Here is a 12350-nt window from a genome sequence, read left to right as displayed (position 1 = left end):
GGTAGACGCCTATGAGCATCAGCCTGGACGAGGCGGTGGAGCTGACCCGCACCGGCGACCTGTGGGTGTTCCGTGGCCGCAGCGTGCCGGACCGGGCCATCCAGCTCACCACGAACAGCCCGGTGAACCATGTCGGGATGGCGGTGGTGCTGGACGACATGCCGCCGCTGATGTGGCACGCGGAGCTGGGCCGGTCGCTGCCGGACATGTGGTCGGGCGGCCACCAGCGCGGGGTGCAGCTGCACGATCTGGCCGACGCGGTCCGCGTCTGGGCCAACCGTTACGGCCAGCGGGCCTGGCTGCGCCAGCTGGACCCGCCGGCGGACGGTGAGATGGAGAACGCGGTGCTGCGCACCGTCGCGAGGCTGGACGGGACGCCGTTCCCGTCGACGGCCCAGTTGGCCTGGCGGTGGGTGCGCGGCCGGGTGCCGCAGCTGCCCCGGCCCGGTCGCGGCGCGCGGCCGTCGGCGGCCGGCGCGGACCGGACACTGGAGACCGCGTACTGCGCCGAGGTGGTGGCGGTGACGTACGAGGCGATGGGCCTGCTGCCCGCCGGGCGGCGTCCGAACTGGTACGACCCGGGCCGCTTCTGGAGCGGCGACGACCTCGGCCTGTCGGCCGGCGCCCGCCTCGGCGCCGAGATCGAGGTGCGCGTTCCCGCGCGCTGAGGTTTGGCCGCCGTGGCCAGCGGCAATAGGTTGCGCCGTGAGAGCCTCCACCGACCTCGGCACGCTGGCCGACTTCTTCGACCGGTACGGCGTGGCGTTGACCGCCGGCGACGTGCCCGCCCTCGCCGGCTGCTACGCGTTGCCGGGGCTGGTGGTCACCGACACCTACAGCTTCTCGTTCAACTCGTTGGCCGCCGTGGCGCTCTCCTTCGTGGGTGCCGCGCCCGACTACCAGGAGCGCGAGCTGGTCGCGGCGCACGCGCTCATCGAGGACGTGCAGCCGGTCTCCGCGCTGCTCACCGAGGTCGCCGTGGAGTGGGAGTTCCTGGACAGCCAGGGCGCGCGGGTCCCGGGCGAGCGCTACCGCTACCTGCTGCGCAGCGGCGACGGCGGCCCCGTCATCTGCACCGTCGTACGCACCGGCTGACCGGAGCGCCGCCGTCCGCCAGCCGTTCGCGGCGCCGGGTGCCGTCCGGTCGGTCGGTTCGGCGACGCCGCCGTTCCCGCGGTGGCCCGCGCTGACTACTCTGGCGGGTCGGCCCGAACGAGAGGGGACTCATGCCTGTGCGGCCTGCCGGAGAACCGGCCCCGGGGAGCGCGCCCAGGATGCTGGCGTCGGTGCCGTGGATCGTCGTCCTGCTCGGCGTGCTGACGCTGGCGACCCTTCTGCTCGTCGCCTCGCTGTCCTTCCGCGTGCGGGAGCCGGAGCCGGTCGCCGCGTCGGTGCCGCCGCTCGCGTTGCCGATCCCGCCGGCGCAGCCCTCCGCGTCCGCCTCCACGTCCGCCTCGGCCTCGCCGACTCCGGCGAGGAGCCGCGCGACGGCAGCGACGCGCCCGTCGCGGGGAACGGCGAGGCCCACGACCGGCGCTCCGCGCCCGCCCCGCCCCTCGTCCGCGCCGGCCGCCGAGCAGCCGGCGCCGCTCGTCGGCGGCACGTTGACCGCCACCTACCGGGTGCGGGACGCCGACCGGTACGACGTCGAGGCGGAGCTGGACGTCCACAATGGCACCGGTGGCGCCGAGGAGTGGACGGTGCGGCTCACGTTCAGCGGTCGGGTCCGGGACGTGGAGGTCTTCGCCGGCACCGGTGTCCGGATGTATTACCGCGGCGACGGCCAGTACGTGCTGCGGGGCACGAGCCGCCTCGGGACGGGCCGGAGCGTCGAGCTGGGGCTGCGGTACGACCGCAGCGACAGGGACGACCGGCTGGTCGGCTGCACGGTGAACGGGAACGACTGCGCGGTCGGTTGACCGTTACGCTCCCCACGGCTGCGGAGGGAGACACATGGGCGGCACGAGTGACGACCCGGGACGGTCCCCGGGGAGGGCGATCGCGTCCTCGCCGTGGATCGTGGTCTTCGCCGGGGTGGTTGTCATGGTGGTCCTGCTGGTGGTCGCGCTGAGCACGTACCGCGGCCGTAGCCCGGGGCCGGGGAGCGCGCGTCCGGCGAACGCCGGCGCGCCGCTGCCGACGCCGCGCTGGCCGTCGGCGGCCACGACGGCGGACGCGACCGCGGGGACGACGGCCCCGTCGAGCGCGGGCGCGCCCTCGTCCTCGACACCGTCGCCGAGCCCGTCGGTCCGCTCGTCGTCGCCGTCCGCCCCGAGCCCGTCCCGGACGGCGTCACCGGCGGGAGCGTCGGCCGAGGCGCCGGAGGGGGCGCCGAGTCCGCGGATCTCCGCCCCGCCGCCGGCACCGCCCGCGGTGACCGGCCGCTACGGCGTCGACCGGGAGTTCACGGGCGGCTTCATCGGTGCGGTGAAGGTCAGCAACACCTCTCGGACCGGCCAGGACTGGGAGGTCCGGTTGGCGTTCTCCGGCGGCCGGCTGTCCACCGCCTGGGTGGCGAACGCCCAGCAGGGGACGCTGCGGCAGAGCGACGGCGGCTACACCTACCGGAGCGGCGAGCGCCTGGCGTCGGGGACGTCGGTGGTGCTGCAGTTCCACGTGGAGGGTGACAGCACGACGCCGACGGTGTGCACCGTCAACGGCGGCGGCTGCTCCGGTCTCTGACGGTCCGCGCCGCCGCCGGTCTCACGGCGCCGCCGGCCCACGGCGACGGCCACGCCGGTCCCGCGCCGCCGCCGGTCCGGCGTGGCCGTCGCCGTGAAACGGCGTGCCGGTCGATTCGTTGTGCAAGCTCACTGCCGTGTTGCGACGTTGTTTGCAAGGTATTGCAGAACCTTTCGGCAAGGGCTAGCGTGCGGGCGAATCAACGACCAGAGGAAGGCCGTCGATGAAACCCCCGCCGCTGCCGCACAAGGCCCTGCTCGCTCTCGCCGCGCTGCTCGCCCTCCCTCTGGTCGGTGCTCCGGTCGCCGTTCGCCCGGTCGCCGCGGCGTCCACATCCGACGCGGCGGTCCCGTCCGCCCCGACGGACGCGGCGGCTCCGTCCGCCCCGGCGGCCGCCGGCGCGGCGCAGTGGCGCACCGAGCCCTCCGCCGAGGCGCTGCTCGCCGCCGGCGACGACGCGGCCCGGGCCGAGCAGTTCTACTTCGTGCTGCCGGACCGGTTCGCCAACGGCGACCCGCGCAACGACCGCGGCGAGCTCCCCGGCGACCGGCTCCGCACCGGGTACGACCCGGTGGACAAGGGCTTCTACCACGGCGGCGACCTCAAGGGCGTTCTGGAGCGGCTCGACTACATCGAGGGGCTCGGCACCACCGCCATCTGGCTCGCGCCGGTGTTCAGGAACCGGCCCGTGCAGGGCAGCGGGGCCGACGTGTCGGCCGGCTACCACGGCTACTGGATCACCGACTTCACGCAGGTCGACCCGCACTTCGGCAGCAACGACGACCTCAAGCGGCTGGTCCGGCTGGCGCACCAGCGGGGCATCAAGGTCTACCTCGACGTCATCGTCAACCACACCGCCGACGTCATCCGGTACGCCGAGGACCGGTACACCTACGTGGACAAGGCGACCTCGCCGTACCGGGACGCGCAGGGGCGCGCCTTCGAGGACCGGAACTACGCCGACGGCACCCGGGACTTCCCCGACGTGAACGAGAAGTCCTTCCCGTACACCCCGACGTTCCCGACCCCGGCCGACGCGACGGCCAAGGTGCCCGCGTGGCTGAACGACCCGACGATGTACCACAACCGCGGCGACTCCACGTTCACGGGCGAGAACAGCGAGTACGGCGACTTCTACGGCCTCGACGACCTGTGGACCGAGCGCCCCGAGGTGGTCCGCGGCATGACGAAGATCTACGCCGACTGGGTCACCGCGACCGGGGTGGACGGGTTCCGCCTGGACACCGTGAAGCACACCAACCTCGACTTCTGGCCGCAGTTCAGCCAGGGCGTCGAGCGGGCCGCCGAACGCGCCGGCAAGAAGGACTTCTCCATGTTCGGCGAGGTCTACAGCGCCGACCCGGAGGTCACCTCGACGTACGTGCGCCGCGGCGGGCTGCCGGCCACCCTCGACTTCCCGTTCCAGGAGGCCGCGCGCGGCTACACGGCCGGCGCCGGCTCCGCGAAGACGCTCGCCGACGTGTACGCGCGCGACGACCTGTACGCCGCCCGCGACACCGACGCCAACCGGCTCACCACGTTCCTCGGCAACCACGACATGGGCCGGATCGGCTCGTTCATCGCCGGCGGCGGCACCGACCCGGGCACCCACCTGCGCCGCGACCAGCTCGCCCACCAGCTCATGTTCCTCACCCGCGGGCAGCCGGTGGTCTACTCCGGCGACGAGCAGGGCTTCACGGGACCGGGCGGGGACAAGGACGCCCGGCAGGACATGTTCGCCTCGGCGGTGCCCGACTACCTGGACGACGACCTGCTGGGCACCGACCGCACCCACGCCGCCGACCAGTACGACCCGAACCACCCGCTGTACCGCACGATCGCCGAGTTGGGCGCGCTGCGCAAGGCGCACCCGGCCCTGCGCGACGGCGTCCAGGTCACCCGGTACGCGGCCGACGGCCCCGGCGTCCTCGCCGTCTCCCGGATCCTCCCGAGCGAGCGGACCGAGTACGTGGTGGCGGTGAACAACGCCGACACCCCGCAGACTGTCACCGTGGACACGTGGTCGGCGGGCGCGACCTTCACCGGCATCTACGGCACGTCGGGTGCGGTCACCGCCGGCGCCGACGGGCGGGTGACGGTGACCGTGCCGCCGCTGTCGGCCGTGGTGCACCGGGCCGGCACCCCCGTCGCGCGCCCCGACCGTGCTCCCTCGATCACGATCACCGCGCCGTCGCCGCGGGAGCCGGTGGCCACCCGGGCGGCGGTGACCGCCCAGGTTACCGGTGACCCCCTGGCCACCGTCACGGTGGCGGCCCGGGTCGCGGGCGGGCCGTGGACGCTGCTGGGCAGCGCGCACCGGGCCCCGTACACCGTGCACCACGACCTGACCGGGCTGGCCGGCGGGACGAGGATCGAGTACAAGGCGGTGGTCCGCGACGGTCGCGGACGCACCGCCACCGCGCGGTCCACGGCCACCGTGGGCACCCCCGCCGCGGAGACGTCGCGGGACTGGGCGGTCGTGCACTACCAGCGCCCCGCCGGTGACTACGGCGACTGGCGGCTCTACGCCTGGGGCGACATCGACCCGGCGTACGTCACACAGTGGCCCGCGGGCCAGCCCTTCGCGGGTGAGGACTCGTACGGGCGGTTCGCCTGGGTCAAGCTGAAGCCGGGCGCGAGGTCCGTCGGTTTCCTCGTGGTCGACGCGGCGGGCCACAAGGACGTGGACAAGGACCGGACCATCGACGTGACGCGGACCGGGGAGGTCTGGGTCAAGCAGGGCGATCCCGCGACCTATCCGACCCGTCAGGCGGCCACCGGCGAGCCCGACCCACCCGTCGACGAGGGCACCGCGGTGATCCACTACCGGCGGGCGGACGGCAACTACGACGGCTGGGGGCTGCACGTCTGGGACGGCGCCGCCGACCCGACGGACTGGGCGGACCCGCTGGAGCCGACCGGCGTCGACGCGTTCGGCGCCGTGTTCCGGGTGCCGCTCGCGGCCGGCGCGACCGGGCTCAGCTACATCGTCCACTCGGGCGACGAGAAGGATCTCCCGGACGACCAGCGGCTCGACTTCGCGGCCGCCGGGCGGGAGGTGTGGCTGCTCGCGGCCACGCCGGGCCGGCTGCTGCCGCCCACCGCGGGCGCCGGCGGCGGGGACCTCGACGTCACGAAGCAGCGGGCGCACTGGATCGACCGGTCCACCGTGGCCTGGCAGACCGGGCCCACCGACGGCCGGCGGTATGCCCTGGTGGCCGCGCCGACGGGCGGTGTGACAGTCGTCGACGGCGAGCTGACCGGGACGTACACCACGTTGCCGCTGACCGCGCAGCGCAACGGGCTCACGGAGGCGCAGCGGTCGGCCTTCCCCCACCTGTGGGCGTACCGGGCGTTCACCCTGGCCCGGGACGACCTGGCCCGGGTGCCGGCCGCGCTGCGCGGGCAGGTGCTGGTCACGGAGCGCGACGCCGACGGGACGTTGCTGGCCATCACCGGCGTGCAGATCCCGGGCGTGCTCGACGACGTGTACGCCCGCGCCACCGACGCCCGGCTCGGGCCGACCTTCGCCGGCCGGACGCCGACACTCGCGGTCTGGGCGCCCACCGCCCGGACGGTGTCGGTGCAGCTGTTCGACTCGCCGACCGCCCCGCCACGGACGGTGGCGATGCGCCGGGACGACCGTACGGGTGTCTGGTCGGTGCGGGGCGAGCGGTCGTGGACCGGGAAGTACTACCGCTACCAGGTGCAGGCGTGGCAGCCGGCCGTGCAACGGATGACGACCGCCTCGGTGACCGACCCCTACTCGGTGGCCCTCGCGCCGGACTCCACCCACAGCCAGATCGTCGACCTCACCGACCCGGCGCTCGCCCCGCCCGGCTGGTCGGCGCTGCGCAAGCCGGCGGCGGTGCCGTCGAGCCGGGCGCAGATCTCGGAGCTGTCGGTGCGGGACTTCTCGATCGCCGACACGACGGTGCCGGACGGGCGGCGCGGCACGTTCCTCGCCTTCACCGACCCGGCCACGGCGGGAATGCGGCACCTGCGGGCGCTCGGGGACGCCGGGGTCACCCACCTGCACCTGCTGCCCGCGTTCGACTTCGCGACCATCCCCGAGCGTCGGGAGGACCAGCGGCAGCCCGACTGCGACCTGGCGGCGCTCCCGCCGGACTCGGACCGGCAGCAGGCGTGCGTCGCGGCGGTGGCCGCCACGGACGGCTACAACTGGGGGTACGACCCGCTGCACTACACGGTGCCGGAGGGCGGGTACGCGGTCGACCCCGTCGGCGGGGCGCGTACCACGGAGTTCCGCCGCATGGTGGCCGGTATCAACGGCGCCGGCCTGCGGGTGGTCATGGACGTGGTCTACAACCACACGTCGGCGGCCGGCGCCGACCCGAAGTCGGTGCTCGACCAGATCGTGCCCGGCTACTACCACCGGCTGCTGGACGACGGAACGGTGGCGAACTCCACCTGCTGCGCCAACACGGCCCCCGAGCACGCCATGATGGGCAAGCTGGTGGTCGACTCCGTGGTCACCTGGGCGAAGGCGTACAAGGTGGACGGCTTCCGGTTCGACCTCATGGGCCACCACCCGAAGGTCAACATCCTGGCGGTGCGCAGGGCGCTGGACGGGCTGACCCGGGCCCGCGACGGTGTGGACGGCCGCTCGATCCTGCTCTACGGCGAGGGCTGGAACTTCGGCGAGGTGGCGAACGACGCCCGGTTCGTCCAGGCCACCCAGGTGAACATGGCCGGTACGGGCGTGGGCACCTTCAACGACCGGCTCCGGGACGCGGTGCGCGGCGGCGGCCCGTTCGACGCCAACCCGCGCGTGCAGGGCTTCGCGTCCGGGCTCTACACCGACCCGAACGGGGACCCGGTGAACGGCACGGCCGACGAACAGCGGGCCCGGCTGCTGCACCAGCAGGACCTGGTCAAGGTGGGGCTGACCGGCAACCTGCGCGGCTACCGGTTCACCGACTCGGCGGGGAGGGAGGTCACCGGCGCGCAGGTGGACTACAACGGCTCGCCGGCCGGCTACACGGCGGCGCCGGGGGAGGCGGTCACGTACGTCGACGCGCACGACAACGAGATCCTGTACGACGCGCTCGCGTACAAGCTGCCGCAGGACACCCCGGCGGCGGACCGTGCCCGGATGCAGGTGCTCGCGCTGGGCACGGTCGTGCTGGGCCAGGGCACCGGCTTCGTGACCGCCGGCACGGAACGGCTCCGCTCGAAGTCGCTGGACCGCAACTCGTACGACTCGGGGGACTGGTTCAACCAGATCCGCTGGGACTGCGCCCAGGGCAACGGCTTCGGCGCCGGCCTGCCGCCCGCCGCCGACAACCAGGACAAGTGGCCGTACGCCCGGCCGCTGCTGGCCGACCCGGCGCTGGTGCCCGACTGCGCGGCGATCGACACCACCGACGCCCGCTACGCCGAGCTGCTGCGGATCCGGGCCTCGTCGCCGGTCTTCGGGCTGGCAACCGCCGAGCAGGTGCAACAGCGGGTCGCCTTCCCGCTCTCCGGCCCGGGCGAGACACCCGGCGTGCTCACCATGACGCTGGACGGTCGGGGCATCGACCCGCGCTGGTCGTCGGTGACGGTGGTCTTCAACGCCACTCCGGACACGGCGACGCAGCGGCTTCCCGGGCTGCGCGGCGCCGACGTGGCCCTGCACCCGGTGCTGCGCACCTCGGCGGACCCGGCGCTGCGCACCGCGGCGTTCGACCGGGGCACCGGCACCTTCACCGTGCCGCCCCGCAGCGTGGCGGTCTTCGTGCGCCAGCGCTGAGGCACGACGCGGACCGGCCCCCTCCCGCCGCAGCGGGAGGGGGCCGGTCCCTGTCTCGACCGGTCGGTGTCAGCCGAAGCAGTTCTGCGGGATGTCCGGGCTGCCGAGGCAGTTGGTCGGACGGTTGGCGGTGATGGCCGACTTGTCGTCCACCCGGAAGCCGTTGTTCGTCCAGACACCACCCGGAGCGTTGGTGGAGCTGTTGTACGCCACCTTCGACTTGTCCAGACGCACATCGCCGAAGAAGTTGAAGATGCCGCCGGCGGTGCCGAAGGGACCGACCGCGCGGTTGCCGACGACCTCGCTCTTGCGCAGCGTCACGACGCTGTCCTCGACGAACAGGCCGCCGCCGATGAAGGCGGAGACGTTGTCCTTGATGCTGCTGTCCTCGATGGTGGCCACGCTGTCGAAGGCGATGGCGAGGCCGCCGCCCGCGAGCAGCGTGCTGTTCTTCTCGACCTTGACGTCGAAGAGGTTCAGCGAGGACTCCGCCGCGGCGATGCCGCCGCCGGCGACGAGCGCCGTGTTCTCGGTGATCTTCGACTGCTTCACCGTGGTGTTGCCCTCGATGTCGAGGATGCCGCCGCCGAAGCCGATCGTCTTGTTCGAGCTGATGTCGGTCTTCTCGACCCAGACGGTGCCGCCGTCGATGTCGTCGGTGAAGATCTCCGCGGCGCCGTTGGCGATGCCGGCGCCGCCGATGCCCGCCTCGTTGTTCTTGATGTTGGCCTCGAAGACCCTCAGCACGCCGGCGTTGAAGACACCGCCGCCGAAGAAGAAGGCGGTGTTCTCGGTCACCGTGCTCTGCCGGATGCTGGTGGTGCCGAAGTTGGCCACGCCACCACCGTTGCCGCCGGACTGGTTCTGCACGATCTCGCTGCGCTCGATGTCGGCGGTGCCGCCCGGCTGGACCAGGATGCCGGCGCCGTCGAAGAAGCCCGGCTCCTCGACCAGTGTGCCGACACCTGCCTTCGGGGTGGCCTTGGGTACGGCCTTGAGCGCCGACCGCTGCGGGGTGGCCACGACCTTGCCGGCCTTCTGCGCGGCTGCCGACAGGTCACCCGCGCTCGAGTACGCCGACCAGACGGCCGCCGGCTCAAGCGTGTTCAGGTAGTCGGTGGTCTGGCCGCCCTTGATGGTCAGGCCCTTGATGGTGAGGTGCCCGCCGGGGCCGACGTTGAGGATGCGGAAGTCGTCGGCGGTGGCGTCCCGGACGATCTTGGTGTCGTCGCCCTTGAGGGTGACGTCCTCGGTGATCACCGGCAGGCCGTTGCCGAACTCGTCGGTGCGGGTCAGGTTGTAGGTGCAGTGCTTGGCGAGCTGGAGCGTCGCGCCGTGGTTGTCGTTGGCGAAGACGAGCGCCTGGATCAGCTTGTCCGTGTTGCAGGGCACCTCCTTCGCCCTGTCGTCGTGCTTACGGTCCTCGTCCTTGCGGTCCTCGTCCTTGCCCTTGTCGTCCCGGTCGCGACCCTCGTTACCCCGGTCATCGTCGCTGCTGACCTGGGCGGTGGCCCACCGCAGGCCGTCCGCGCCGGCCGCGCCGGCGCCTGTCGCGACGCCGACCGCGGCAAGGCTGACCACACCGGTGAGCCCGGCCACGCCACTGGCGAGCCAGATCCTGCGGCGGCTCTTCGCCCCCGCAGCCGGCTCCGCGGCTTCGTTGTTGGTTAGGTGATTGGACATCGGAGCTCTCTGCCCTCTCCTCGTACCAGACAGGGTCGCGCCGCCTCAGAGGTGCGTCCCCTGCTACAAATCGGTTGTAGCTCCCGAACCACAACGTATGAGAATGTTCTTCGTCTCGTGGCCATATCCGAAAGAACCCCGCATTAGGTGCGGGTGCGTGCGGAGTGGGCACAGGGCCGCCCGGCGGGGCGCGGACACGACGAGCAGGGCCGGGCCGCCCCAGAGGCGGCGCAAACGGAAGAGCCCCTCCGTGCCGTGGACGACGGCACGGAGGGGCCTTCCTCTATGTGGACCAGCCCTTCGCGGTCAGGCGAAGCAGCCGGGAACGTTGAAGCAGTTGGTCGGGCGGTTGCCCTTGACGGCCGACTTGTCGTCCAGCCGCACCTCGCTGCTCGGCGAGTTGAAGATGCCGCCCCCCAGTCGCAGGGTGGCGACGTTGCCCACCACCTTGGTCTCGGTCAGCGTTACGGTGCTGCCGAAGATGGTGAAGATGCCGCCGCCGATGCCCAGCGGCCCGATGGCCCGGTTGTCGACGACCTCGCTCTTGCGCAGCGTCACGGTGCTGTCCTCGACGAAGAGGCCGGCGCCGAAGAACCCGGCGACGTTGTCCCTGATGCTGCTGTCCTCGATGGTCGCCACGCTGTCGAACGCGATGGCGAGGCCGCCACCGACACCCACTGTGCTGTTTTTGGCGACGGTGGTGTGCTTGAGCGTGAGCTGGCTGTCCGCCGTCGCGATGCCGCCTCCGGCGAGCACGGCCGTGTTGTCGGTGACCTTCGCGTCGTCCAGCTTGGTGTCACCCTCGACATCGAGGATGCCGCCGCCGAAGCCGATGGTCTTGTTGCCGGTGACCTCGGTCTTGTAGAGCCAGACCGACCCGCCGTCGACGTCGTCGGCGAAGATGCCCGGCGCGCCGTTGGCGACGCCGCCGCCGCCGATGCCGGCCTCGTTGTCCCTGACCTTCGACTCGTCCACCTGGAGGACGCCGGCGTTGAAGATGCCACCCCCGTAGAGGAACGCGGTGTTCTCCGCGACGGTGCTCTTGCTGATCCGGGTCTGCCCGAAGTTGGCCAACCCGCCGCCCTTGCCGCCCGACTGGTTGCGGACGATTTCGCTGTACTCGATGTCGGCCCGGCCGCCCGGCTGCACCAGGATGCCGGCGCCGTCGTTGACCTCGGGCTCCTCGACCAGGGTGCCGGCGTCGCTGGGGCCCGCCGGCTTCGTGGCGGGGGCGGTCCCGGCCTTCGCCCGGGCCTTCACCGTGTCGGCCTCCAGGCTGGCCAGGTTGCCCGCCTTGGCGGCGGCCGTCGCCTGGACCGAGTTGGAGTAGCGGGACCACACGGTCGCCGGGTCGACGGAGACCCGCCGTTCGGTGGTCTGGCCGCCCTTGATGGTCAGGCCCTTGATGGTGAGGTGCCCGCCGGGGCCGACGTTGAGGATGCGGAAGTCGTCGGCGGTGGCGTCCCGGACGATCTTGGTGTCGTCGCCCTTGAGGGTGACGTCCTCGGTGATCACCGGCAGGCCGTTGCCGAACTCGTCGGTGCGGGTCAGGTTGTAGGTGCAGTGCTTGGCGAGCTGGAGCGTCGCGCCGTGGTTGTCGTTGGCGAAGACGAGCGCCTGGATCAGCTTGTCCGTGTTGCAGGGCACCTCCTTCGCCCTGTCGTCGTGCTTACGGTCCTCGTCCTTGCGGTCTTCGTCCTTGCGGTCCTCGTCCTTGCCCTTGTCGTCCTTGCCCTTGTCACGGTCCTGGCCGGCGCGGTCCCCCTGGCCGCTCCAGTCGCCCCCGGCCCAGTCGTCCTCGCCCTTGGCGTCCTCGCCCCTGGCGTTCTCGTCGTCGCCCGCCTCGGCCTTGCCGGCGTCGCTGACGTTCTGCTTCGGGGCCGACGACTGGGCGTCGGAGAGCCGGTCCGGTGCGCCGGACTTGTCGTCCCGCGCGGCCAGGCCGCCCAGCGCGGCCAGAGCGACCACGCCGGTCAGGCCGGCGACGCCGGCGGCCACCCAGAGTTTGCGCCGTCCTGACCTCGGTGGCGGCGCCGGAGCGGCCCCACCGTCGGGATTCGTTACGTCACTGGACATCAGAGCCTTCCGCCCTTTCCTGCTACCAGACGGGGTCGCACCAGCCGAAGACGGCGCGACCAGCTACAAATCGGTTGCAGCCTCTGATGGCCACCGTATGAGAAGGATCCTCGCGACGAGGACTTATCCGAGAAAACCCCGCATTCATCTCGGA

The 12350-nt window shown here is 72.4% G+C and carries 7 protein-coding genes; 5 read left to right on the top strand and 2 right to left on the bottom strand.

The features are described from left to right. Window positions 1–11: 11 nt before the first annotated feature. From ACSNOA_RS23080 to pulA, 5 genes are all read left to right on the top strand, one after another. A complete protein-coding gene (locus tag ACSNOA_RS23080) occupies window positions 12–668 on the top strand; it encodes a hypothetical protein (protein ID WP_436661329.1) in 657 nt (218 codons plus the stop codon). A gap of 37 nt (window positions 669–705) precedes the next feature. Beyond that, a complete protein-coding gene (locus ACSNOA_RS23075) occupies window positions 706–1095 on the top strand; it encodes a hypothetical protein (RefSeq protein WP_436661328.1) in 390 nt (129 codons plus the stop codon). Window positions 1096–1274: 179 nt separating this feature from the next. After that, window positions 1275–1919 (top strand): hypothetical protein, encoded by a 645-nt coding sequence (locus tag ACSNOA_RS23070; protein WP_436661327.1) that lies wholly within the window; start codon window positions 1275–1277, stop codon window positions 1917–1919. 34 nt (window positions 1920–1953) lie between these two features. Continuing rightward, window positions 1954–2682 carry a cellulose binding domain-containing protein gene (locus ACSNOA_RS23065; RefSeq protein ID WP_436661326.1) on the top strand — a complete coding sequence of 243 codons (729 nt, stop codon included), beginning with the start codon at window positions 1954–1956 and terminating at the stop codon, window positions 2680–2682. A gap of 223 nt (window positions 2683–2905) precedes the next feature. After that, window positions 2906–8437, top strand: a complete 5532-nt coding sequence (gene pulA / locus ACSNOA_RS23060) for a pullulanase-type alpha-1,6-glucosidase (protein WP_436661325.1) — start codon at window positions 2906–2908, stop codon at window positions 8435–8437. A 69-nt stretch (window positions 8438–8506) separates the two neighbouring features. Here the strand turns inward: pulA and ACSNOA_RS23055 are convergent, their stop codons facing one another. Beyond that, a complete protein-coding gene (locus ACSNOA_RS23055; RefSeq protein ID WP_436661323.1) occupies window positions 8507–10120 on the bottom strand; it encodes a right-handed parallel beta-helix repeat-containing protein in 1614 nt (537 codons plus the stop codon). Window positions 10121–10426: 306 nt separating this feature from the next. Then, entirely contained in the window at window positions 10427–12196 is a 1770-nt protein-coding gene (locus tag ACSNOA_RS23050) for a right-handed parallel beta-helix repeat-containing protein (protein WP_436661321.1), read from the bottom strand. Window positions 12197–12350: the final 154 nt, after the last annotated feature.

It is taken from the genome of Micromonospora sp. URMC 103 (genome assembly GCF_051386435.1).
Classification (GTDB): Bacteria; Actinomycetota; Actinomycetes; order Mycobacteriales; family Micromonosporaceae; genus Micromonospora.
Note: the sequence above shows the minus strand (reverse complement) of the source record. Positions and strands in the feature narration are given on the sequence as shown.

What these genes read in the sequence shown, in the direction of transcription:
- ACSNOA_RS23065 (WP_436661326.1), top strand. Translation starts at nt 1,954, where the DNA reads ATGGGCGGCACGAGTGACGACCCGGGACGGTCCCCGGGGAGGGCGATC.
- pulA (WP_436661325.1), top strand. Translation starts at nt 2,906, where the DNA reads ATGAAACCCCCGCCGCTGCCGCACAAGGCCCTGCTCGCTCTCGCCGCG.
- ACSNOA_RS23080 (WP_436661329.1), top strand. Translation starts at nt 12, where the DNA reads ATGAGCATCAGCCTGGACGAGGCGGTGGAGCTGACCCGCACCGGCGAC.
- ACSNOA_RS23050 (WP_436661321.1), bottom strand. Translation starts at nt 12,196, where the DNA reads ATGTCCAGTGACGTAACGAATCCCGACGGTGGGGCCGCTCCGGCGCCG.
- ACSNOA_RS23070 (WP_436661327.1), top strand. Translation starts at nt 1,275, where the DNA reads ATGCTGGCGTCGGTGCCGTGGATCGTCGTCCTGCTCGGCGTGCTGACG.
- ACSNOA_RS23055 (WP_436661323.1), bottom strand. Translation starts at nt 10,120, where the DNA reads ATGTCCAATCACCTAACCAACAACGAAGCCGCGGAGCCGGCTGCGGGG.